We start from the raw sequence: 22009 nt of genomic DNA on the forward strand, positions 1-22009 counted from the left end.
GGCGGCAGCCGCGGCCGTTAATCCATCACCGAAGGATCAGACTCAATCATCAGTTGTTTCATCTCTTCAAAATGCCGGCGGGAGAAGTCGCTGATTTTTTCCCAGTCCTGCGCGGTCTTCTCGGCAACGTCATCAGACAGCACCTTCAGCAGCTGGCCGGTAGACCAGGCGGTCACCAGAATCTGGCAGGCCCGCTCCAGCGTCCAGATATCATCAAAGGTTTCACCAATCGTCTGCCCGGTCACCATGACGCCGTGGTTGCCCATCAGCAGGCGGCGTTTTCCTGCTAGCAGATCGGCAAGGCGTGCGCCTTCTTCCACTGAGTCAGCCATACCGCCATAGAGCGTATCGATCGCCACGCGGTTGAAATAGCGCGCCGTATTCTGGTCAATCGGCGGGATATGGGGGTGCGCCAGGCAGGCGATGCTGGTGGTATAGACGGGGTGTAAATGCAGCACCACCCGCACTTCCGGCAGGCGCTGGTGAATCTGGCCATGAATGGCCCAGGCGGTGGCATCCACATTATCACGCTCTGCATTGGAGGCGTCGTCCGCATTCAGCAGTAACAGATCGCTGGCGCGGATACGGGAGAAGTGTTTCCACTTCGGGTTGATCAAAAAGTCTTTCCCATCAGGGGAAATGGCGGCGCTGAAATGGTTCGCCACGGCCTCATGCATCCCCAGATGGGCGATGATGCGAAACGTCGCCGCCAGGTCAATACGTGTTTTTTCTTCAAAGGAAAGTGCCATAAATTATCTCGTCAGGCATGGCGTGCCCCGGCGTAAGGGGGCACGCCGATAAGTGATCAGGGTTTGGGCATCAGGGTGCTGATGTCGTCCTCGCTGGGCGGCTGGAAGTTATATTTCTTCAGCAGCGCCGCGTATTCCGGTGTTTGGCGGTATTTTTCCAGCGCATCCGTCAGCGCTTTTTTCACCTCGTCATTGCCTTTTTTCACCCCAAACCCGTTCAACACCGGGTAGATGAGGGTGTCGGAGGAGATGACGATGCGGCTGCCCAATTTCTCAATCACCCCGTTGGCCACCGCTGCATCGGTGATTTGTGCCTCAACCGCATGTGACAGCAGGGCCTGGGTGGTTTGCGGATCGGTACTGTATTCGCTCAACGCAATGGGCTTTAACCCTTTCTTGACGCAATAGTCAGTGGAGAGCTTTTGCAGCTGTTGCAACCAGGAGGTGGCCCCCATGGAGCCTATCTTGTGGCCGCAAAAATCTTCCGGGCGCCTGGGCTGATAATCATTTCCTTTCAGCGACAAAATAGCTTCACCGCTTTTCAGGTAAGGCACCATATCGATGACTTTCAGGCGCTCAGCAGTGATATACATCGAGGAGTTGGTGATATCGAAGCGCCCGCCTTGCAGGCCGGTGATCAGGTTGGGAAAGCGGGTGTCGATATTTTCCGCCTTGCGCCCCATCATTTTTGCCAGGCCATCAAGGAATTCAATATCAAAGCCCACCGGCCGGTTTTTCTCAACGTATTCATAGGGAAAAAAGGTCATGTCTGACCCGGCGATGATTTTCCCGGGCTGGAGGAAAGCCTGTGAACTAAAAGAGGCCAGCGCGAGGGCGGCGCTCAGGCACAGGGCAACAGGGCGGGCAACGGTACGTAATGGCTTCATGTCAGCTCCAATGGAAAAAGAGGTCAGGCAATCGCGGGATCTTTCCCAGCCTGTTGAACAAAAAAGGACGCGCCGCGCGGTTTTTGCGGCAGCCGCAGCTGGTTATCGGTGCTGCGCACCAGCCCGCTCTCATCACCAGCCACCATCACGCCGGCATGTTGACTGGGTAAAGGGTTTTCACCATAGGGCAGGCTGTCTTCAGCGGCATACACACAGATAAAGAGCGTCCTGGGTAATTCAGTGACATTGGGGCTGGAGGCATGCAGCAAGCGGGTATGCATGAAACAGACCGAACCCGGAGGGCCGAAACACGCAACGGGCTGGCGGCAATGTTCAGACACCACCGCATCATCCACCGCGCCGGTAAACCGGTTATCCTGCCAGTGTGACCAGAGTGGCCCCTTATGGCTGCCGGGTATCACATTCAGGGGGCCATTTTCCGGGGTCACTTCACTGACCATCAGCAGGGCGGTGACGATGTCATCATTGCTGTGTGGCGTGAACAGAAAATCCTGGTGCCACTTCACCTGGGTGGCGGTGTGCGGCAGTTTTGAATTGATTTTGCTGTGGTGAAAACGGGTGCCGCTGCCGCCAATCAGTTTCCCGGCAATCTGTGCCATGCGGGACTGTAATGCCGCGCGCGCATACACCGGTGAGATCTCGGTAGGGGAGCTGACCCGGCGCAACGAGGGATGATCGGCGCGGTGATCGCTCTCCAGATCGAAACGCGCCCGCCCATCCTGCGTTTCTCCCCAGGCATCGCTGCGTGCCCGGCTCTCTTCAACCCACTGGTCAAAGTCATGTTGCAGCGCGGCGACCTCGTCGGCGGATAAAACACCTTCCACGACCAGATAACCTTGTTGATGAAACTGCTCTACCTGCCACTGCTCGATCATGAGATTTCCCCTAAGAAAAGTGTGAATGGTTAAGCCAGCAAAACATCCTTCAGGAAGGCTTCTACGCGGGGGTGTTTCCCGCTGCGCAGTGCCTGCGGCGCGTCATCGCAGACCACGCGTCCTTTTTCCATAAAAACAACCCGGTCAGAGACTTTGAATGCAAAATTCATTTCATGGGTGACGATCATCATGGTGATCCCCTCCTGCGCCAGGGTTTCAATGACCTGCAGGACTTCATTGATTTTTTCCGGATCGAGGGCTGACGTGGGTTCGTCAAATAGCATGATTTGCGGGCGCATCATCAATGCGCGGGCAATCGCCACACGCTGCTGCTGCCCACCAGATAACTGATGCGGGTATTTCCAGGCGTGTTCCAGCATGCCCACTTTATGTAAAAGCATGCAGGCGTACTGTGTTAACTCGTCTGCAGGCGCCAGGCGGTGGTAGCGCGGGGCCAGCAGCAGGTTATTCATGACGGTCAGGTGCGGGAAAAGATTAAAATTCTGGAACACCATCCCAATATTCAGGCGATGCTCGGCATTTTCGATAAACCGTGGCTTTTGCGCACCCTGACGCTGCAGCTGCAGGAAAGGCTGGCCATTAATCTTGATCTCCCCGTTATCAAGCTGTTCCAGGCCGTTAAGCAGGCGTATTAACGTGGTTTTCCCGGAACCCGAGGGGCCGATTACCGACACCACTTCGCCCGGCTGAATTTGCAGGTTAACGGCCCCCAGCACTTCGACATTGTTATAGGCTTTATGCAAATTTGAGGCCTGCAGTGCCGGGTCCGGGCTGCCGGAGAAGGGGCGGGCCACCGCTGCCCGCTCCTGGGTGGCCAGGGCCAGCATGGCCGCACCGGGCACGCGGGTGGTCTTGCGCTGCGTGACATCCAGGGCGCGCTCCAGGTATTTCAGCAGCCCATCAAACACGGTCACCACGAGCACGTAATAAAATGCCACGGCCGCCATGGTTTCCATCACCATGAAATTCTGCGAATAGAGCCGCTGCCCCACCATCAGGATTTCTGTCAGGGAGATCACCGACACCAGCGAGGTGAGTTTGACGATGGCGATATATTCATTTGCCAGGGCCGGCAACGCCACGCGCAACGCCTGGGGGATCACCACACGCCACTGTATGCCGGCGAAACGTAACCCCAGCGCATGTGCGGCTTCGCGCTGCCCTTTCGGGATCGACAACAGTCCACCCCGGTGAATCTCGGCGATATAGGCACTTTCGCAGATAACCATCGCCAGCAGCCCGGCCCAGAAGGGGTCGCCCAGCACGGCAGAGAAGGCCGGTACTGCCTGCGGCAGGTTATAAACAAAAATCAGTAACACCAACAGCGGCAGGCTGCGGAACAACCAGATATAGCCGCGCGCGGGCAGGCTCAGAAAGAGGTTAGTGGACTGTTTGCCCAATGCCAGGATAAAACCCAGTACGATACTGATTACCCACGTCAACAGGCTCAGTTTTATTACTGTCCAGGTCGCCAGCCAAAAATCAGCATCACTCAGCAGACCCAACATATAGTTCCAGTTAAACGTCATGGATAATTAGCTCACCGTATTTAAAGGAATTATGCCGCGTCACAAAAAGGCTTTTGAACCGCGCATTAACTTTTCAGTTACACTATGGCGGCAGCAGGATAAAAGAGGCAATTAGTAATTTTTTGGCCTTTGGATTAAAAAAAACTATGCCTCAGGCCGCCCCTTTTGAGGGCATGCCTTGCGCTAAAATGAGGCAAGAAAAATAGGCGGGCCGACAGGCTGTTTTGGCGGATAATCCGGGCATAAAAACAACAATAAGAAAAGCATTATCAAACGATAAAAGAAACAGGCGCGTAGTTTCAGCTTTTACGGATTAATAAAAATATCTGGCATGGGGATTGCTTTCATCACTTACGGCTTATCATCATAAATAATGTTACATGATGATACTATTTAAATGGTTAAATGATGATGCATTTTACACTCAAGCAGCTCAGGTATTTTGTCACCGTTGTCGAAATGGAAAGCATTGCAGAAGCCTCCCGGCAATTGCATATTGCCCAGCCCTCCATCTCTATTGCCATTAAAAACCTGGAGGATGCCTTTGATCAGCAATTGTTTATCCGGCATCATGCGCAAGGGGTCTCCCTGACGCCGGGCGGGCGCCGGTTTTATGATAAGGCAAAAGATCTTTTACGCCTCTCTTATGAATTTGAGCAAAACTCCCGTGCAGAAAACGAGGTGGTATCCGGCACTATTGCGGTCGGCTGTTTTGAATCTGCTGCCCCGTTATATATGCCGAAACTTATTGCGGGATTTAAAAAAATCTATCCGGATATTACCATTCAACTGAATGATGGCGAGCAGCATGAGCTGATGCATGGGCTGCACCGGGGGCGGTTTGATGTGGCTTTTCTTTACGATCTGGAGCTGGGAAATGACATCCATAAAGAGGAATTAAATGCGCCGCATAAACCTTATGCGCTATTGCCGGCCGCCCATCCGTTAGCGAAAAATAAAAGTGTGACACTTCATCAATTAAGCCGCGAGCCCATGGTGTTGCTGGATGCTATCCCCAGTAAAAATTATTTCATTAATATTTTCAGAGATAAGGGGTATTACCCGGACGTGGCTTACAGTTCACCTTCAATTGAAATGGTGAGATGCATGGTTGGGCAGGGGCTGGGGTTCTCTGTATTAGTCACCCGCCCCTATTCCATCATGACCTATGATGGAGGCTGTCTGGCGCAGGTGGAGATTGAGGATGATATGCCGGCCTCGACGCTGGTGATGGCGTATTTAAAAAATAATGAGCCGACACGGCCGGCCAGGCTTTTTATGGAATATTGCCGCAGTATCGAATTAACGCCACCCCATACCGGGTAGGGTTTTACCGCCGGCGGAGGTCATTGCACCACATTTGCGCCACATTGATGATAATAAATCCGCTGCACATCTGACCCGTGCGCTTTTCCACACGCTAACCCGACGTGAAAAATGAAAATAACTGAGCAAGAGACGTTACTGATTAATTTTTTGACTGACGCTGAGCTGGCAGAATGGAAAATTTATTTTTCCTCCCGCCTGCCGGATTTACGGCTCGCGGCCTGGGATGATGCTTCCGTGGATCCCTTAAGTGTGCGTTACGTGCTGGTATGGGAACCGGAGGCGGGGCAGTTAGCCCGGTATCCTCATCTGCGTGTCATCCTCAGCGAAGCCGCAGGGGTGGATCACATTCTCGCTGATACCGCACTCCCCCCGGATATCCCGATTACCCGGATGGTCACCCCTGAAACGGCGGCCAGGATGGCCGATTATGTGACCATGGCCTGTTATATGTTAGTGCGCCGGCTCCCGGACATTATTCAGGCGCAACGGCATAAACGCTGGGCCGCCCATCTGACGGGCGGCCTGGCCAGTGAAACCGCCGTCGGCATCCTGGGGCTGGGCCGCCTGGGAACGGCCGTTGCACAGCGGTTACTGGCGAATGGGTTTAGCGTTCATGGCTGGGCGCGTTCCGCCAAAACGGTGCCGGGTGTGGCCGGTTTTTTTGGCGCGGAAGGGCTGTCGCCCTTTCTGACGCGCAGCCAGATCATGGTGAATCTGTTGCCGGACACCGCAGAAACCCGGGGGATCATAAATGATGACTTTCTGGCGCAATTGCCGGACGGCGCGGGGATCATTAACGTAGGGCGCGGCCGTCAGCTCCGGCATGATGCGTTATTACATGCCCTTGATTGTGGCCGGGTAAGCGGCGCTATTCTGGATGTCTTCCCACAGGAGCCTTTGCCTGAGGACGATCCCCTTTGGTGTCATCCCGGCGTTATTGTGACAAGCCACGTGGCCTCGCTGATTTCTCACCAGTCTAAAGCGCAACACGCCCTCACCATCATTCAGGCCGATCGCGCCGGGCAGGCGTTACCTCTGGTGTTCGATCGTACCCTGGGCTATTAACCTTTTCAGCGGGCGCGGCAGGCGGGAGGTGCCATGCTGCTGCCATACCCCGGTGATTGCAGAACGGGCCGATCTGTGACATCGTCTCGCCAATTTTTCGCCTTACAGGTAAAGCCCGATGAATGAGTTTTCGATTGTCTGCCGCGTACTGGGTACGCTGTTTAACCGCTCGCCGCAAGACCCGCTGGTCGCGCCGCTGTTTACGTTGATCCGCGAAGGCAAGCTGGCGCAGCACTGGCCGCTGGAGCAGGACGAGCTGCTGGCCCGGTTGCAGCAGGGCGCGGCGGATCTCCCGGCGGTGACGGCAGATTATCAGGCGCTGTTCGGCAGTGAGGCGGCGGTGTCAGCCTATGCCCATGACTATGACGCGGCGATCGCGGAGGCGGAGGTGCGCGCCTTCCTGCAACAGCGCGGGATGCCGCTGAGCGATGCCCCGGCTGACCACATCGGCGCGCTGCTGCTGGCGGCGTCGTGGCTGGAAGATCAGTCACAGGCGGATGAGGTGCAGGCGCAGATCGCGCTGTTTGATGACTATTTACTGCCGTGGTGCGGGCGTTTCCTGGGGAAAGTCGAGGCCCATGCGGCCACGCCGTTCTACCGCACGCTGGCGCTGCTGAGCCGGGAAGCGATTCAGGCGATGTGGGATGAGCTGGCCGAGGCGCAAGCCGGTGACGATGACGCGGCGGAAGAAGAGTAGCGGGTACGGTGCTGCACCGTGACCATAAAAAACGCGCCTCTCCGGCGCGTTTTTTATTGCTGGCCCGGGGTTATTGGGTAAACGGAATCACCAGTTCGCCCGGCTTCACCTGTAGCCCTTTGGCCAGCCGCATCGCCAGCGCTTCGCCTTTGCTGCGGTCGGCGCTCAGCACGTAGGCCGGGCGCTGGTCAAAATAGCTTTTCAGCGCCTGGTTCAGGTACGGGCTGAGGGTGTTTATCATGCCCTGCCTTTTTTCCGGCTGCACCGCGTAGTCCGTGAGTTGCAGATCTTTCAGGAAAATCGCTTTTTTCTCGTTATCAAACTCCGGCCGCGCTTCCATGGTCAGATCCATCTCTGCCTGTTGCGGGCCGAGCAGGGAGGTAATGCTGATGGCGGCGTGGCCTTTGAGCGTCACGCGATCCGGCTGGCTGCGGCCAATCTGGCTGTTGAGATTCGTCAGCACAATGTGTGCCTCAACCAGCCCCGGCACGCCCAGCTGTTTCTCAAATTTGTTATGTTTTTGCAGATACTGATTAACGTCCTGTTCACTGAGTGTGTACTGCGTGAGTTGGTTACAGCCGGTAAGCAGACCGGCAAAAATCAGGGCCGCGGCCCCTAAAAAGCGGGTTCTCATTGTTTTCCTCATGAACCAAAAGTTTTCCTCGTGAGCCAAAATCCTCGCCCGCTTACCGGGCCGGCAAACGGACGCCCTCTTGGACGGCGAAATGGCGCAGGAGTTCCATGGGGAACAGGGAAGGAAATCGAGGGGCAATCGGCAGGGGCAAGCGCCGCCGGTCAGCCCGGCGGCGGCAGGATTACTGGGCGACGCTGCTCAGCAGGTTGACCTGAGTCTGTTTCGCCATATTGTCACGGTATTCCGCCACGCGGGTCGGGAAGGTGACGCCATTGACGATGGTCAGTGAACGCAACAGCGGGAAGAGGCTGAAATCATCCTCGGACAACTCGCCGTTGACGGCATTCGGCTCCACGATCAGCTTATCCAGATCGTGCAGATCCTGGCCTATCTTCTTAATCAGGCCGGGGGAGTGCTGCAAATGTTCGTCAAAGCTGCCGAGCGTGGCCTCTTTTTTGTTCACGAAATAGCGGCGCGCTTCCGGGGTGGCAAACTCTTCAAAATTGGCGCGGGCAAAACGCGGCAGCAGCAGGCGGGCGCTGTATTCGTTGACGTGGCGCAGCCAGGCGGCAATGGCCGGGTTGGTGCTGCCGGTGATCAACGGTTTGCCATATTTTTTGTCGATATAGTGCACGATATCCATGCTCTCCGGCATGAAGCCGCCCGTTTCGGTCTGCAGAATCGGCACCATTTTTTGGCCGACCATAGAGATGGGTGTTTTCTCATCATCATTGGCGAGAACACTGATCTCCACCGGCACGTTTTTCAGGCCGAAAATCATGCGCGCTTTGACACAAAAAGGACAATGTTCATAGACATAGAGTTTCATATTTTCATGCTCCTTCAGGTTTGCCATCACGGGCAAGCGGCCGGAACCCGGCCGGTGGCATGCCCGCATGTGCGAAAGGAAAGTATGGGTAAGGAATAGCAGGAGATCAAACTGCCCGGCAGGTGCCGGGCCATCGGGCTGGAGACAGGGAAAAGAAAATCAGCTAGTTACCGCCGAGCATCGCCGGCTCTATGCGGCGCTGGTTAAACTGCCAGTAGAGCGCCAGCAACGTCACCGCGCCTACCGCGCCCAGCAGCAGCCAGGGCAGGGCCGGCAGGCCAAACGCCTGGCCGGTGTCATACATCCAGCCGCCGCCGGTGTAACCGATGGCCCCGCCCAGTGCCAGCCCAAGGCGGCTGAAGCCCATATAGCTGCCGCGCGCCCGGCTGTCCGCCAGGGAGGCGCCCAGCGTCTCCCGGGCGGGCTCGGCAATGATCGCGCCGAAATAGAACAGACAGATAAGGGCAAACAGGGCATGCAGGCTGTGCACCATGCCGACCGGCAGCAGGCTGAGCGTCATCAGCAACAGCCCGGCCATCAGCCGCTGCTCCAGCCGGAAGCGCTTTTCGCTCCAGCGCGCCACCGGGTAGAGCAGCGTCAGCGACAGGCAGGCTTCAATCGCGTACATCCATTTCACGGCGGCGGCTGATCCGGCCAGCACATTCACCATGATCGGCAGCATCAGCATCACCTGCACCGCCAGCATGTAGTAGCCGGTCAGCGTCAGCACATAGGTCACGAACCGCCGGTCACGCATCACCCGCGCCAGCCCGTCACGCATCGGCGCACGCACGGTGGAGATACGGTACGCAGGCAGCAGCCAGGCGTTCCAGGCGGCCGCCAGGATAAAAATCACCGCCCCCACCCAACAGACCAGCCGGAAATCATACTGTAACAGCCAGCTGCCGAGCAGCGCGCCCACCACCGCCCCGGCGCTGTCCTGCATCATCAGCAGGGAGTAGAAGCGGCTGCGCTCATGCGGGCGGGTCAGTTTAATCACCAGCGCGGTGCGCGGCGGGTCAAACAGCGTGCCGCCGAGGGCGGAGAGCACGCAGGCCAGCCAGAGCTGCCACGGCTGGGCAGCTTCTGCCATCGCGGCAAACCCGGCGGCCCGCAGCAACATGCCGGTGACAATCATCGGCTTGGCGCCGAAGCGGTCAGCAATCGCGCCGCCGAAAATCCCCAGCCCCTGCTGCACAAACTGCCGCAATCCCAGCGCAATACCCACCATCAGCGCGGCCCAGCCGAGCTGATCGACAAAACGGATGGAGATTAACGGGAACACCACGAAAAATCCCAGTACCACCAGCAAATTATCCATTAACAGGAAATATTTGCCCAAGCTCCTTGCCTGTGAAACCAATGACATGACACATCCTGTAAACGCGGCCACCGGGCGGCGGGCCAGAAGGGGGAAAAGGGCCTCTATTCTGAACCTGAACGCGGGCGTTAGACAGGTGGCGGATAGATAATATTTTTTTATCGTCAAGCGGTTAACGATAAGCGAGAATGCGGGTAAATTTTTATGAGCGGTGCCGCGTCCCGGTGCTGCCCGTCAGCACATGGCCGTGGGGTGGTCTATGCTCGGTGATAAGTGCCGGCAATCCTGGCAGGCAATACCGGCAGCAGCCCCATAAAGATGATTTATCGACCTGTCCAGAGAGCGGAGGGAATGGATGTTTGGCTATCGCTCGGCATCACCAAAGGTACGCCTGACCACAGACCGGCTGGTCGTCAGGCTGGTTCATGAGCGGGATGCCCACCGCCTGGCGGAGTATTACGCCGAAAACCGGGCATTTCTCAAACCCTGGGAGCCGGTGCGGGACGAAAGCCACTGCCACCCCTCCGGCTGGCAGGCGCGGCTGGGGCTGATTGCCGACCTGCACAAACAGGGTAACGCCTACTACTTTATCCTGCTCGACCCGGATGAGCGTGAGATTGTCGGGGTGGCCAACTTCAGCAATGTGTTGCGCGGCTCTTTTCACGCCTGCTTCCTCGGCTACTCGCTGGGGGAGAAGTGGCAGGGCCAGGGGCTGATGTATGAGGCGTTGCAATCCGCCATCCGCTATATGCAGCGCCAGCAGCGGATGCACCGCATCATGGCGAACTATATGCCCCATAACCAGCGCAGCGGCGATCTGCTGGCGCGGCTGGGGTTTGAACGTGAAGGTTATGCCAAAGATTATCTGCTGATTAACGGCAAATGGCAGGATCACATTTTGACGGCGCTGACCTGCCATGACTGGGTGCCGCCACGCTAAAGGAGCATGATGAAACATCCGTTGAGTGTTGAAGAGGCCCGGGTCATCGGCTGCCTGATGGAGAAGCAGATCACCACGCCGGAGCTCTACCCGCTGTCCCTGAACAGCCTGGCCGCCGCCTGTAACCAGAAAACCAACCGCGACCCGGTGCTGGAGCTGAGCGAAAGTGAGGTGCAGCAGACGCTGGATCTCCTGGTGAAAAAGCACCTGATCCGCAGCGTCAGCGGCAGCCGCACGCTGAAATATGAGCACAGGTTCTGTAATTCCGAGTTCGGCAACCTGAAATTCTCCGCGCCGGAAGTGGCGCTGGTGACCACGCTGCTGCTGCGCGGGCCACAGACGGCCGGGGAGCTGCGTACCCGCGCCGCCCGGCTCTATGAGTTCAGCGACGTCAGCGAGGCCGAACAAGCGCTGGCCGGGCTGGAGACGCGCGAAGACGGCCCGTTTGTGGTGCGCCTGGCGCGTGAGCCGGGCAAGCGCGAGCACCGTTTTATGCACCTGTTCAGCGGCGCGGTGACTGCCCCGGCTGAACCCGCTGCCCCGGCCGGTACCGGCGCGGCCGGCAACACTGAGACCAGCTCGCTGGAGGCCCGCGTCGCCGGGCTGGAGTCCCAGGTGGCTGAATTACATGAGCGCCTTGACATGCTGTTAGCCCGGCTGGGCAACTAACGGAGCAGACCATGACGACCTTGCGAGTGGGTGTGGTAGGGCTGGGCGACATCGCCCAGAAAGCGTATTTGCCGGTGCTGGCCAATGCCGGTGCGTGGACGCTGGTGGGCGGTTTCTCGCCCAATCAGCAAAAAACAGAGCAGGTGTGCAGCGCCTACCGGATGCGCGCCTTCTCCCGGCTGGATGAGCTGGCGGGGCAGTGCGATGCGGTGTTTGTGCACAGCAGCACCGCCAGCCATTTCCATGTGGTGAGCGATCTGCTCAACCGTGGGGTGCATGTTTACGTTGATAAGCCGCTGGCGGAAACGCTGGAGCAGGCTGAGCACCTGGTGGAGATCGCCAAAGACAACGGCAAGGCGCTGATGGTCGGCTTCAACCGGCGGTTCTCCCCGCTTTACCGGCAGTTGCGCAGTGAGATGCAGCAACCGGCCTCCATCCGCATGGACAAACACCGCAGCGACAGCGTCGGCCCACAGGATGCGCGCTTTACCCTGCTGGATGATTACCTGCATGTGGTGGATACCGCGCTGTGGCTGGGCGGCGGTGATGCCATGCTGGAGGGGGGAGATATCCTCAGTAACGATCATGGCCAAATGCTGTATGCCGAGCACCATTTCCGCTGCGGCAGTATCCACGTTACCACCAGCATGCACCGCCGGGCCGGCAGCCAGCGCGAACGCGTGCAGGCTGTCTGTGACGGCGCGGTCTACCAGCTGGATGAGATGCGCCACTGGGCGCAGGAACAGGGCGGCCTGCTTACCGAACGGCCGGTGCCCGGCTGGCAGAGCACGCTGGTGCAGCGTGGCTTTGACGGCGCCGTGCGGCACTTTATCGACTGCGTCAGCAACCATACCGCGCCGGAAACCTCGGGCGATCAGGCACTTTACGCGCAGCGGGTGATTGAGCAGCTGCTGTATGAGGGCGACCTGCCGGAGTAACCGGCAGTAACAACTGGCTCTGGCTATTACGCGCCGGATACGTAGACTAGGCGCACCATGAGCCTGGCGGCCCACCCCCTGACGCCTGCATTTGCAGGCGTTATTGTTTGGGCTGCACTACAGAAAAACAGAGATGAACCTACTTAAATCATTAGCTGCCGTCAGTTCGATGACCATGTTTTCACGTGTGCTGGGATTTGCGCGTGATGCTATCGTGGCGCGGGTATTCGGGGCAGGCATGGCAACGGATGCCTTCTTCGTGGCCTTTAAACTGCCCAACCTGTTACGCCGTATCTTTGCCGAGGGAGCGTTTTCCCAGGCGTTTGTGCCGATTCTGGCCGAATACAAAAGCCAGCAGGGTGACGAGGCGACCCGCACCTTTATTGCCTATGTCTCCGGGCTGCTGACGCTGGCGCTGGCGCTGGTCACTGTCGCCGGGATGCTGGCCGCCCCGTGGGTGATCTTCATCACCGCGCCCGGCTTCGCTGATACCGGGGATAAGTTTGCCCTGACTTCCGCACTGCTGCGGGTCACGTTCCCCTATATTTTGTTGATTTCGCTCGCCTCGCTGGTCGGTGCAATCCTCAATACCTGGAACCGCTTCTCGATCCCGGCGTTTGCGCCGACGTTTCTTAACGTCAGCATGATCGGCTTTGCGCTGTTCGCCGCGCCGTACTTCCACCCGCCGGTGATGGCGCTGGCCTGGGCGGTGGTGGTGGGCGGGGTGCTGCAACTCGGTTACCAGCTGCCGCACCTGCGTAAAATCGGCATGCTGGTGCTGCCGCGCCTGAACCTGAAAGATGCCGGGGTCTGGCGGGTCATGCGCCAGATGGGGCCGGCGATTCTTGGGGTGTCGGTCAGCCAGATTTCACTGATTATCAACACCATTTTCGCCTCATTCCTCGCCTCCGGCTCCGTCTCCTGGATGTACTATGCTGACCGGTTAATGGAGTTCCCGTCCGGTGTGCTGGGGGTGGCGCTCGGTACCATCCTGCTGCCGTCGCTGGCGAAAAGCTTTGCCAGCGGCAACCATGACGAGTATTCACGCCTGATGGACTGGGGGCTGCGCCTCTGTTTCCTGCTCGCCTTGCCGAGCGCGGTGGCGCTGGGGATCCTGGCGAAACCGCTGACGGTGGCGCTGTTCCAGTACGGCAAGTTCAGCGCCTTTGACGCGGCGATGACCCAGCGCGCGCTGGTGGCCTACTCCGTGGGGCTGATGGGGCTGATTGTGGTGAAAGTGCTGGCGCCGGGCTTCTACTCGCGTCAGGACATCAAAACCCCGGTCAAAATCGCCATAATCACCCTAGTGATGACGCAGGTGATGAACCTGGCGTTTATCGGCCCGCTGAAACATGCCGGGTTGTCGCTGTCGATTGGCCTGGCGGCCTGCCTCAACGCCGCGCTGCTCTACTGGCAGCTGCGTAAACAGAAAATTTTCCAGCCGCAGCCGGGTTGGACGCCGTTTTTGCTGAAGCTGCTGGCGGCGGTGGTGGTGATGTCTTCGGTGCTGATTGGCGTGATGTGGCTGATGCCGGAGTGGGCAACCGGCACCATGCCGTTGCGCCTGCTGCGCCTGGCGGCCGTGGTGGTGGCCGGGGTGGTGGCCTATTTCGGTGTGTTGATGCTGCTGGGCTTCCGCTTGCGTGATTTTGCCCGCCGTACTGTCTGACTGCGGGGTGTAACGGTATAAAAAAAGGGCGACAGTGAATGTCGCCCTTTTTATTGGTCAGCGTTGCGTGATTACATGCGCTCGACGGTCTCGATACCCAGGGTGTCGAGGCCGGTTTTCAGCGTCTGCTGGGTCAGCAGGGCCAGTTTCAGGCGGCTGTTGCGGATCTCGTCGCTTTCGGCGCTGAGGATCGGGCAGTGCTCATAGAAGCCGGAGAACAGGCCGGCCAGATCGTAGAGGTAAGAACACATCACGTGCGGCGTGCCTTCGCGCGCCACGGTGGTCAGCACTTCCTCAAACTGCAACAGGCGGGTAGCCAGCGTGATTTCACGCTCGTCATTCAGCACCAGCGGCTGCGCCTGCAGGCTGGCCGGATCGATGGCCGCACGTTTGAAAATGGACGCCACCCGGCTGTAGGCATACTGCATGTACGGGGCGGTGTTGCCCTCGAACGCCAGCATGTTGTCCCAGTCGAAGATGTAGTCAGTGGTACGGCTCTTGGAGAGGTCGGCATATTTCACCGCGCCGATCCCCACCGCGTTCACCAGCTGTTTCAGATCCTCTTCGCTGAGGTCCGGGTTTTTCTCTTTGATCAGTTTGCCCGCGCGCTCGATCGCCTCATCCAGCAGATCGGAGAGCTTCACCGTGCCGCCGGAGCGGGTTTTGAACGGTTTGCCGTCCTTGCCGAGCATCATGCCGAACATGTGGTGCTCCAGCGGTACGGAGTCCGGCACGTAGCCGGCTTTGCGCACGATGGACCAGGCCATCATCAGGTGCTGGTGCTGGCGGGAGTCGATGTAGTAGAGCACCCGGTCAGCGCCCAGCGTTTCGTAACGGTATTTGGCGCAGGCGATATCGGTGGTGGTATAGAGGTAGCCGCCATCCTTTTTCTGGATGATGACGCCCATCGGCTCGCCTTCTTTGTTCTTGAACTCATCCAGGAACACCACGGTCGCGCCTTCGCTCTCCACTGCCAGCCCTTTGTCTTTCAGGTCAGCGACAATGCCCGGCAGCATCGAATTGTAGAGGCTTTCGCCCATCACATCGCGCTCGGTCAACGTCACGTTCAGGCGGTTATAGGTGATCTGGTTCTGCGCCATGGTGACATCCACCAGCTTGCGCCACATCCGGCGGCAGTACTCGTCGCCGCCCTGCAGTTTCACCACATAGGCACGGGCGCGTTCGGCAAAGGCCGCGTCTTCGTCGTAATGCTTTTTGGCTTCGCGGTAGAACTGCTCCAGATCGGCAAGTTCCATCTCGGCAGCGTGTTCGTTCTGCATCTTCTCCAGATAGGCGATCAGCATCCCGAACTGGGTGCCCCAGTCGCCGACGTGGTTGGCACGGATGACGTTATGGCCCAGGAATTCCAGGGTACGCACGGAAGCGTCACCGATGATGGTGGAGCGCAGGTGGCCGACGTGCATCTCTTTCGCCACGTTAGGCGCGGAGTAATCCACCACGATGGTTTGCGGGGTGACCGGGGTGATGCCGAGCTTCGGCGCGCTCAGGGCGTGATCCACCTGCGCGGCGACCCAGCTTTTCTCCAGGAACAGGTTAATAAAGCCGGGGCCGGCGATCTCAACCTTGCTGACGATGCCGCTCAGATCCAGTGCATCCACCACTTTTTCCGCCAGTTGTCGGGGCGGCATGCCAAGCTTTTTTGCAACCGACATAACGCCGTTAGCCTGATAGTCACCAAACTGGGCCTTGGCTGACTGACGCACCTGCGCTTCGCTCTCTGCGGGTGCGCCTGCGGCAATCAGCGCCTGGCTGATTTTTTCGGAAAGAAGTGCCTGTATATTCACCGGGTTACCTTTATTGCTGGTAGGGGGCTGGGGGGTCACAGCCCGCCTGAGATCATGGGGCGCCTGCTGTAAAGGCACAGAAATAACGCTGTGCCGGCAAGGCGTTAAGCAAACGGCCATTATATCCTATCCGGACAGGAACGTCAGTACGCCTTACGGTCAGTCAGCAGGGCAGACGCGGCCGGTTTATCCGCCATGGGCGGGATGGGGCCGCGTGCTCATAAACAGAGGAAAGAGAAAAAACGGTGAAACAGGAAGGAGAGAAGGACGTGGAAATAAAATAAAAGATTAATTTCTGCGCACTTTCCGGTCTGTGCTCAGTTGTGTGTTTTTAATCAGGCTAAAGTGGCGGTACATGGCGAATGAGGCGGTGGCCATCAGGAAAACACAGGCGGCAAGTAACATCATGGTGCATATCTTCCTATTAAATAAACTAAAAATAAAATATCTCAGTTATGAAACCGGTGCAATCTGCTGCCGATCCTTTAGGAAAAATCCGAGAATTAATTATAAATTATTCTTTATGTTTTCAACAGTTACATAATTTCACCTGATGAAATGTGAAATTTTCATTGAGAAATTTTCCTTACATAACGCAGGGTGGTAAACCGGGATTTTTGGCACAGCAAAAAGCAGGGAATAAGCTGGCTGCACAGGGTTTTCTGGGGAAAAGGCCGGCTTCCGGCTGGTACCCGGCCGGGTCGCCATGTAAATTATGGGTTTATGACGTTGAACAGAGAGAAGAAATTATGCCGTCCTCACCCTTAGCAGGCATCGCTGAACTGGAAGATCTGGTCGCTGACCTGAGCCGTTTTGAGCTGGCGCTGGAAACCTTTGCGCAAAAACTCCAGCTCGATCTGCCGGCCTTCCCGGCGGACCACATCTCCGTGCGCTGCCACCAGGTCGCGACCGCCGAACGCTGGCGGCGCGGGTTTGAACAGTGCGGCAGCCTGCTGTCTGAAAACCAGATCAACGGGCGGGCCATCTGCCTGTTTGATCTCCGCGAGCCGCTGCGGGTCTGCTCATGGCAGATTGATGTGATCGAGTTACCTTACCCGGGCGAGCGCCGTTACCCGCATGAGGGATGGGAGCATGTGGAACTGGTGCTGCCGGGCGACCCGGAGACCCTGTATGCACGGGCGCTGACCCATTTCTCCGATGAGGCGCTGCTGGCCCCCGGCATCAAGCTGAAATACAGCTCACCGCAGGGCGAGAATGAACGTTTGCCCAACCCGACGCTGGCGGTGAGTGACGGCTCGGTGACCCTCAAATTCCACCCGCATACCCTGCGTGAGATCGTCGCCAGCGAGCAGGCTTAAAGCGCGGCGACTGCGTGCTCCATCCGCGTCAGCGCCTCATCCAGCAGGGTGCGCGGGCAGCCGAAATTCAGCCGCACAAAGCGGGCATCACCAAACGCGGCCCCGTCCGTCAGGCCCACCCCGGCCGCCAGAAAGAAGTGGTAAGGGCTTTCCACCGGCAGGGCTGACGCATCAATCCACGCCAGATACGTCGCCTCCACCGGCAAGAGCCGCAGGCCGGGCAGGGCGTTGATGCGCGCCACCACGAGATCCCGGTTGGCCCGCAGGTAATCGAGCTGCGCGGCCAGCCACGCCTCCCCCTCACGGTAGGCCGCGGTGGCCGCCACATACGCCAGCACATCCACATGAGGCACTACCCCCCGCCGCTGTTGTTTAAACCGGTGCCGCAGCGCCGGGTGGGCAATGATCGCAAACGACGCCCCCAGCCCGGCCAGGTTAAAGGTTTTCGATGGGGCCATCAGGGTAATGGTGCGCTGTTCCGCATCCGGATCCAGCGAAGCAAAGGGGATATGGCGGCAGCCGGGTTCCAGAATCAGGTCGCAATGGATCTCATCGGAACAGACCACCAGATCGTGGCGCCGGGCAAAGGCGTGCTGCGCTTCCAGCTCGTCACGCCGGTAGACGGTGCCGCCGGGATTATGCGGGTTGCAGAGAAACAGCAGCGCCTGATCGCCGGTCAGCGCCGGTTCGATGGCCGTGAGCGCCAGCCGCCGGCGGCCTGCGGTCTCCTGCAACGGAACCGTATAATGTGCGCGCCCGGCATAGGCCGCCGCGTCGGCAAACGGCGGATAGAGGGGCGTCGGGATAATGGCGGCCTGTGCCGCCCCGGTATAGCTGCGCATCGCCAGGTTCAGCCCGCACACCAGCCCCGGCAGGTAGACAATCCACTCCGGGCGGATGGCCCACTGGTAACGGTCATGCATCCGCTCAACGATCAACGCGGTCAGTTCCGGCGGCGGCGTTCCATAACCAAATACCCCATGCGCGACCCTTTGTTGCAGGGCTTTAATCACCGCCGGCGGAGACTGGAAATCGGTATCCGCCACCCACAGCGGGATCACCGCCCGATCGCGGTATTTATGCCATTTCATACTATCGCTGTGACTGCGATCGACTCGTAAATCGAAATTGAATGCCATAGTTATCTCTTTATGCCCGGCTGAAAGGTCGTTACTCAGCCTACGCGAGACGCTTTATCAATAACAAGCCGCAATGTTGACCGGCCGGGCGATTCAATGCCCGGCCCTGTTTCCGGGGTTATAGCATGTGGTCCGAATAAGGGGAGAAGTAATGACGAAACTGGAAGTATGCTGCTATAGCCTGGCCTGTGCGCTGGAGGCAGAACGCGCGGGGGCGGACCGCATCGAACTGTGCGCCAGCCAGCCGGAAGGGGGGCTAACGCCCAGTTACGGTACGCTGATGATGGCGCGCGAAGGGTTATCGATTCCGGTTCATCCGATTGTACGGCCGCGCGGGGGCGATTTCTGTTACGACAGTTATGCGTTCAGCGCAATGAAAAATGATGTCGCCTGTATGCGCGACATGGGCTTCCCCGGCGTGGTGATTGGGGTGCTGGATGCGGAAGGGCATGTTGATCTGGCGCGGATGCGGCAGATTATGGTGCTCTGCAAGGACATGGAGGTCACTTTCCACCGCGCCTTTGATATGTGCCTGAACCCGATGGTGGCATTAGAACAGTTGACGCAACTCGGTGTTGCGCGCATTTTAACCTCTGGGCAACAACAAAGCGCGGAGCTGGGGTTAACCCTGCTGCGGGAGCTGGTGCAGCACACCCAGGGGCCGGAGATCATGGCCGGCGGCGGCATCCGCCTGACTAACCTGCATAAGTTTGTGGATATCGGCATCCGAGAGGTGCACAGCTCCGCCGGCGGCCACGTGCCGTCACCGGTGCGTCACCGCAAAGCGGGTGTCACCCTGTGTACCGATCTGGAGTTTGATGAGTTCAGCCGTTACTGCGTGGATGCTGACGTGGTGGCTACCATGAAAAGTGCACTCTGTAATGATGGCCCTCTGCCGCGTACCGCCTGAGGCGGCAGGCCGGGGGCGCAACCACATTACCGGGTCGCAAGACCTTTTGCGTGTACTGCGCGTGTACCAAGCCCCGTCCATTTTGTCGGGGCTTTTTTTCGCCGGATGTTCAGGGTTTACGCATCAGGGTTTGCGGGCGACCAGCACTGCGCGCCGCGGTGCCGGGTAGCCTTCAACCGTTTTGCTGCGGTCGTCCGGGTCCAGGAATTCCGCCAGGGATTCGCTGGTCATCCAGCCGGTGCGGCGCTGCTCGTCAAGGCTGGTGACAGAAAGATCCGCCAGCCGGATGTCCACAAAGCCGCATTTCGAAAGCCACCCCTCGAGCGCCGCCGCCGACGGGATAAAGTAAACGTTGCGCATCTGCGCGTAGCGATCGCCCGGTACCAGCACCTGCTGGCTGTCGCCCTCAATCACCAGCGTCTCCAGCACCAGCTCGCCGCCGCTCACCAGCTGGTTTTTCAGCTGATAGAGATGATCAAGCGGGGATCGGCGGTGGTAGAGCACGCCCATTGAGAACACGGTGTCGAAGGCCGCCAGCTCCGGCAACTGCTCAATGCCGAGCGGCAGCAGGTGGGCGCGCTGGTCGCCGCCCAGCAGCTTGCGTACCGCCTCAAACTGGCACAGGAACAGCTGCATCGGGTCGATACCCACCACCAGCTGCGCCCCGGCCCCGACCATCCGCCACATGTGGTAGCCGCTGCCGCAGCCGACATCCAGAATGGTGCGCCCGGCCAGCGGAGAGATGTGCGGCTGCACGCGTTCCCATTTCCAGTCAGAACGCCATTCGGTGTCGATGTCGATACCGTACAGGGAGAACGGCCCCTTGCGCCACGGCATCAGGTTGCGCAGCAGGTTTTCCATGCCGGCTTTCTGCCCCTCAGAGAGCGGCGCGGCCATCTCCGCCCGCACGTTGTGCAGCAGATCCAGGCGTTCCGGCGTCAGCAGCGGCAGGCGGTCAACGGCGTTGAACCACTGGCGGAATTTGCCGTGCAGGGACTCCTGCTGCCAGGCACTCAGCTGGGCGGGCAGGGTGTTGAGCCAGTGGCTGAGCGGGCCGCTGGCAATCAGGCGGTAGAAATCGCCAAACTCAATCATGCCTCTTCTCCCGCTTTCAGTGCCAGCAACGACCCGAAGTTGAAGCACTGGAACCAGGTCTCCACGTGGGCAAAGCCCGCCTGGCGCAGCCGCGCCTTGTGGGTCTCCACCGAGTCTGTGAGCATCACATCCTCCAGCATGCTGCGCTTCTGGCTGATCTCCAGCTCGCTGTAGCCGTTGGCGCGCTTGAAATCGTGGTGCATGTTGAACAGCAGCTCCCCGATGTCGCCATCCTCAAAGCTGAACTTCTCCGACAGCACCAGCGCGCCGCCCGGCCGCAGCCCGCGGCAGATGGTGTCCAGCAGTTGCTGGCGGTCATTCGGCTTGAGGAATTGCAGGGTGAAGTTCAGCACCACCAGCGAGGCATTCTCGATAGGGATGTCACGGATATCCGCCTCAATCACCTCTACCGGCGTGTCGGCGCGGAAGGCATCAATGTGGCGGCGGCAGCGCTCCACCATTGCCGGCGAATTGTCCACGGCGATAATGCGGCAGCCCGGCACCTCAATATTGCGGCGCATAGAGAGGGTGGCGGCCCCCAGCGAACAGCCGAGGTCATACACCTGGCTGCCGGGGCGGACAAAGCGCCCGGCCAGCATCCCGATCATAGAGATGATGTTGGAGTAACCCGGCACCGAGCGCTGGATCATGTCCGGGAACACCTCGGCGACGCGCTCGTCGAAGGTCCAGTCGCCCAGTTTGGCAATCGGCGCAGAAAAAAGAGTATCGCGGTTTGGCATAGCGCTGTGTCTGATCGAAAAATGAGGGGGCGTATTCTAACAGATAACCGCCGGAAATCATGCTGCCGGCGGCATAAACCGCGATTTGCGCCCTGACCGGCGCTTAGCGCAGGGTCAGGATCTGGCTCCAGGGCAGGTAATAGAGGTTGGCGGCCACCATCAGCAACAGGGAGGCGTAGGTGGCGGCCATGCCGTTGCGTCGCCAGCGGAACTCCCGCTGCTTCAGGCCGACATAGTGGAACAGCCGGCCGCACAGCAGCATGATGCCGCACAGGTGCACCATCCAGATGTCCGCCCCGTTCATCTCCATCATCACCAGCAGCAGCGCGGCGATCGGGATGTACTCCACCGCGTTCCCGTGCACCCGGATGGCGGTCTGCAACTCGTAAAACCCACCGTCGCCATAGGCGACCCGGTACTGCATCCGCAGCCTCACCACATCCACGGACAACTTAATCAGCAACAATGCGCCCAGCACCACATACAGCGCGCTAACCATGTTCACTCCACCGACTTATTGTTTTGCGCACGGATAATACGCGCGCAGGCCGGGCCTGTCTTGCGGAAAACGCTGAAAGCAAAGGGAAGGCTGTCCGCCGGGGTTGACACTTTTCCGCTGGTCAGAACAGGGCTGCCTGCTCCGGCCAGTCCGGTGCCGGGCCGAGGCCGGGGATCTGCGGTTGCAGCCGTTGCCAGATCTTCTGCGCCTGTTGCGGGGCGTCGCTGCAATCCGGCGTATGGATGAACAGGAACGGCGGGTGGCTCTGCTGCCAGTCAGCCAGCTTGGTGAACCAGGGGGTAAACCAGGCCAGGTTATCCTCCAGCTTG

22 protein-coding genes are annotated in these 22009 nt (G+C 58.9%); 9 read left to right on the forward strand and 13 right to left on the reverse strand.

Features of this window, described 5'->3' with window-relative positions; genetic code table 11:
- Positions 1-17: 17 nt before the first annotated feature.
- The 4 genes from CYR55_RS10730 to CYR55_RS10745 are packed head-to-tail and all read right to left on the reverse strand — an operon-like array spanning position 18 to position 4082.
- Complete coding sequence (locus tag CYR55_RS10730; RefSeq protein WP_101816128.1) at positions 18-749, reverse strand: class II aldolase and adducin N-terminal domain-containing protein; 732 nt, start codon at positions 747-749, stop codon at positions 18-20.
- A gap of 56 nt (positions 750-805) precedes the next feature.
- Positions 806-1636, reverse strand: coding sequence for an ABC transporter substrate-binding protein (locus CYR55_RS10735; protein ID WP_101816129.1), 831 nt, complete (start codon positions 1634-1636; stop codon positions 806-808).
- A 23-nt stretch (positions 1637-1659) separates the two neighbouring features.
- On the reverse strand, positions 1660-2532 hold the full coding sequence (locus CYR55_RS10740) for a phytanoyl-CoA dioxygenase family protein (RefSeq protein WP_101816130.1): 873 nt from the start codon (positions 2530-2532) through the stop codon (positions 1660-1662).
- 29 nt (positions 2533-2561) lie between these two features.
- Positions 2562-4082 carry an amino acid ABC transporter permease/ATP-binding protein gene (locus CYR55_RS10745; protein WP_101816131.1) on the reverse strand — a complete coding sequence of 507 codons (1521 nt, stop codon included), beginning with the start codon at positions 4080-4082 and terminating at the stop codon, positions 2562-2564.
- 408 nt (positions 4083-4490) lie between these two features.
- Between CYR55_RS10745 and CYR55_RS10750 the strand changes: the two genes are divergently transcribed.
- The 3 genes from CYR55_RS10750 (at position 4491) to CYR55_RS10760 (ending at position 7173) form a co-directional block, all read left to right on the forward strand.
- Positions 4491-5408 (forward strand): LysR family transcriptional regulator, encoded by a 918-nt coding sequence (locus tag CYR55_RS10750; protein WP_101816164.1) that lies wholly within the window; start codon positions 4491-4493, stop codon positions 5406-5408.
- Positions 5409-5519: 111 nt separating this feature from the next.
- Entirely contained in the window at positions 5520-6476 is a 957-nt protein-coding gene (locus tag CYR55_RS10755; protein WP_101816132.1) for a 2-hydroxyacid dehydrogenase, read from the forward strand.
- A gap of 118 nt (positions 6477-6594) precedes the next feature.
- Positions 6595-7173 carry a TorD/DmsD family molecular chaperone gene (locus CYR55_RS10760; RefSeq protein ID WP_101816133.1) on the forward strand — a complete coding sequence of 193 codons (579 nt, stop codon included), beginning with the start codon at positions 6595-6597 and terminating at the stop codon, positions 7171-7173.
- 70 nt (positions 7174-7243) lie between these two features.
- On the opposite strand, the gene CYR55_RS10765 is transcribed toward CYR55_RS10760, so the two are convergent.
- The 3 genes from CYR55_RS10765 to mdtH all read right to left on the reverse strand — a co-directional run bounded on the left by CYR55_RS10765 (position 7244) and on the right by mdtH (position 10005).
- Positions 7244-7807 carry a lipoprotein gene (locus tag CYR55_RS10765; protein WP_101816134.1) on the reverse strand — a complete coding sequence of 188 codons (564 nt, stop codon included), beginning with the start codon at positions 7805-7807 and terminating at the stop codon, positions 7244-7246.
- Positions 7808-7988: 181 nt separating this feature from the next.
- Positions 7989-8636, reverse strand: coding sequence for a glutaredoxin 2 (grxB, locus tag CYR55_RS10770; RefSeq protein ID WP_101816135.1), 648 nt, complete (start codon positions 8634-8636; stop codon positions 7989-7991).
- Between the two features lie 163 nt (positions 8637-8799).
- A complete protein-coding gene (mdtH, locus tag CYR55_RS10775; RefSeq protein ID WP_101816136.1) occupies positions 8800-10005 on the reverse strand; it encodes a multidrug efflux MFS transporter MdtH in 1206 nt (401 codons plus the stop codon).
- Positions 10006-10312: 307 nt separating this feature from the next.
- On the opposite strand from mdtH, the gene rimJ reads away from it, so the two are divergent.
- The 4 genes from rimJ to murJ all read left to right on the forward strand — a co-directional run bounded on the left by rimJ (position 10313) and on the right by murJ (position 14173).
- Complete coding sequence (rimJ, locus tag CYR55_RS10780) at positions 10313-10897, forward strand: ribosomal protein S5-alanine N-acetyltransferase (protein ID WP_101816137.1); 585 nt, start codon at positions 10313-10315, stop codon at positions 10895-10897.
- Between the two features lie 9 nt (positions 10898-10906).
- Positions 10907-11566: a DUF480 domain-containing protein gene (locus tag CYR55_RS10785; RefSeq protein ID WP_101816138.1), complete on the forward strand. Its 660-nt coding sequence runs from the start codon at positions 10907-10909 to the stop codon at positions 11564-11566.
- Between the two features lie 11 nt (positions 11567-11577).
- Positions 11578-12504, forward strand: a complete 927-nt coding sequence (locus CYR55_RS10790) for a Gfo/Idh/MocA family protein (RefSeq protein WP_101816139.1) — start codon at positions 11578-11580, stop codon at positions 12502-12504.
- A 133-nt stretch (positions 12505-12637) separates the two neighbouring features.
- Entirely contained in the window at positions 12638-14173 is a 1536-nt protein-coding gene (murJ, locus tag CYR55_RS10795) for a murein biosynthesis integral membrane protein MurJ (protein WP_101816140.1), read from the forward strand.
- A gap of 71 nt (positions 14174-14244) precedes the next feature.
- On the opposite strand, the gene argS is transcribed toward murJ, so the two are convergent.
- Positions 14245-15978: an arginine--tRNA ligase gene (argS, locus tag CYR55_RS10800; RefSeq protein ID WP_101816165.1), complete on the reverse strand. Its 1734-nt coding sequence runs from the start codon at positions 15976-15978 to the stop codon at positions 14245-14247.
- A gap of 749 nt (positions 15979-16727) precedes the next feature.
- On the opposite strand from argS, the gene CYR55_RS10805 reads away from it, so the two are divergent.
- Complete coding sequence (locus tag CYR55_RS10805) at positions 16728-17297, forward strand: VOC family protein (protein WP_101816141.1); 570 nt, start codon at positions 16728-16730, stop codon at positions 17295-17297.
- On the opposite strand, the gene CYR55_RS10810 is transcribed toward CYR55_RS10805, so the two are convergent.
- Positions 17294-18436 carry a MalY/PatB family protein gene (locus tag CYR55_RS10810; protein WP_101816142.1) on the reverse strand — a complete coding sequence of 381 codons (1143 nt, stop codon included), beginning with the start codon at positions 18434-18436 and terminating at the stop codon, positions 17294-17296. The two genes, CYR55_RS10805 and CYR55_RS10810, sit on opposite strands and share 4 nt — an antisense overlap.
- A 151-nt stretch (positions 18437-18587) precedes the next feature.
- Between CYR55_RS10810 and cutC the strand changes: the two genes are divergently transcribed.
- Positions 18588-19346, forward strand: a complete 759-nt coding sequence (gene cutC / locus CYR55_RS10815; protein ID WP_101816143.1) for a copper homeostasis protein CutC — start codon at positions 18588-18590, stop codon at positions 19344-19346.
- Positions 19347-19469: 123 nt separating this feature from the next.
- On the opposite strand, the gene cmoB is transcribed toward cutC, so the two are convergent.
- The 4 genes from cmoB to CYR55_RS23555 form a co-directional block, all read right to left on the reverse strand.
- Positions 19470-20441, reverse strand: a complete 972-nt coding sequence (gene cmoB / locus CYR55_RS10820; protein ID WP_101816144.1) for a tRNA 5-methoxyuridine(34)/uridine 5-oxyacetic acid(34) synthase CmoB — start codon at positions 20439-20441, stop codon at positions 19470-19472.
- Positions 20438-21181, reverse strand: a complete 744-nt coding sequence (cmoA, locus tag CYR55_RS10825) for a carboxy-S-adenosyl-L-methionine synthase CmoA (protein WP_101816145.1) — start codon at positions 21179-21181, stop codon at positions 20438-20440. Before cmoA ends, cmoB begins: the two co-directional genes overlap by 4 nt.
- Before the next feature lie 103 nt (positions 21182-21284).
- On the reverse strand, positions 21285-21680 hold the full coding sequence (locus CYR55_RS10830; RefSeq protein ID WP_101816146.1) for an MAPEG family protein: 396 nt from the start codon (positions 21678-21680) through the stop codon (positions 21285-21287).
- Positions 21681-21801: 121 nt separating this feature from the next.
- On the reverse strand, positions 21802-22009 hold a 208-nt coding region (locus CYR55_RS23555), incomplete at its 5' end, for a DUF72 domain-containing protein (RefSeq protein WP_101816147.1).

The organism is Chimaeribacter californicus (assembly GCF_002858675.1).
Classification (GTDB): Bacteria; Pseudomonadota; Gammaproteobacteria; order Enterobacterales; family Enterobacteriaceae; genus Chimaeribacter; species Chimaeribacter californicus.

What these genes read in the sequence shown, in the direction of transcription:
- CYR55_RS10730 (WP_101816128.1), bottom strand. Translation starts at nt 749, where the DNA reads ATGGCACTTTCCTTTGAAGAAAAAACACGTATTGACCTGGCGGCGACG.
- CYR55_RS10735 (WP_101816129.1), bottom strand. Translation starts at nt 1,636, where the DNA reads ATGAAGCCATTACGTACCGTTGCCCGCCCTGTTGCCCTGTGCCTGAGC.
- CYR55_RS10740 (WP_101816130.1), bottom strand. Translation starts at nt 2,532, where the DNA reads ATGATCGAGCAGTGGCAGGTAGAGCAGTTTCATCAACAAGGTTATCTG.
- CYR55_RS10745 (WP_101816131.1), bottom strand. Translation starts at nt 4,082, where the DNA reads ATGACGTTTAACTGGAACTATATGTTGGGTCTGCTGAGTGATGCTGAT.
- CYR55_RS10750 (WP_101816164.1), top strand. Translation starts at nt 4,491, where the DNA reads ATGATGCATTTTACACTCAAGCAGCTCAGGTATTTTGTCACCGTTGTC.
- CYR55_RS10755 (WP_101816132.1), top strand. Translation starts at nt 5,520, where the DNA reads ATGAAAATAACTGAGCAAGAGACGTTACTGATTAATTTTTTGACTGAC.
- CYR55_RS10760 (WP_101816133.1), top strand. Translation starts at nt 6,595, where the DNA reads ATGAATGAGTTTTCGATTGTCTGCCGCGTACTGGGTACGCTGTTTAAC.
- CYR55_RS10765 (WP_101816134.1), bottom strand. Translation starts at nt 7,807, where the DNA reads ATGAGAACCCGCTTTTTAGGGGCCGCGGCCCTGATTTTTGCCGGTCTG.
- grxB (WP_101816135.1), bottom strand. Translation starts at nt 8,636, where the DNA reads ATGAAACTCTATGTCTATGAACATTGTCCTTTTTGTGTCAAAGCGCGC.
- mdtH (WP_101816136.1), bottom strand. Translation starts at nt 10,005, where the DNA reads ATGTCATTGGTTTCACAGGCAAGGAGCTTGGGCAAATATTTCCTGTTA.
- rimJ (WP_101816137.1), top strand. Translation starts at nt 10,313, where the DNA reads ATGTTTGGCTATCGCTCGGCATCACCAAAGGTACGCCTGACCACAGAC.
- CYR55_RS10785 (WP_101816138.1), top strand. Translation starts at nt 10,907, where the DNA reads ATGAAACATCCGTTGAGTGTTGAAGAGGCCCGGGTCATCGGCTGCCTG.
- CYR55_RS10790 (WP_101816139.1), top strand. Translation starts at nt 11,578, where the DNA reads ATGACGACCTTGCGAGTGGGTGTGGTAGGGCTGGGCGACATCGCCCAG.
- murJ (WP_101816140.1), top strand. Translation starts at nt 12,638, where the DNA reads ATGAACCTACTTAAATCATTAGCTGCCGTCAGTTCGATGACCATGTTT.
- CYR55_RS10805 (WP_101816141.1), top strand. Translation starts at nt 16,728, where the DNA reads ATGCCGTCCTCACCCTTAGCAGGCATCGCTGAACTGGAAGATCTGGTC.
- CYR55_RS10810 (WP_101816142.1), bottom strand. Translation starts at nt 18,436, where the DNA reads ATGGCATTCAATTTCGATTTACGAGTCGATCGCAGTCACAGCGATAGT.
- cutC (WP_101816143.1), top strand. Translation starts at nt 18,588, where the DNA reads ATGACGAAACTGGAAGTATGCTGCTATAGCCTGGCCTGTGCGCTGGAG.
- cmoB (WP_101816144.1), bottom strand. Translation starts at nt 20,441, where the DNA reads ATGATTGAGTTTGGCGATTTCTACCGCCTGATTGCCAGCGGCCCGCTC.
- cmoA (WP_101816145.1), bottom strand. Translation starts at nt 21,181, where the DNA reads ATGCCAAACCGCGATACTCTTTTTTCTGCGCCGATTGCCAAACTGGGC.
- CYR55_RS10830 (WP_101816146.1), bottom strand. Translation starts at nt 21,680, where the DNA reads ATGGTTAGCGCGCTGTATGTGGTGCTGGGCGCATTGTTGCTGATTAAG.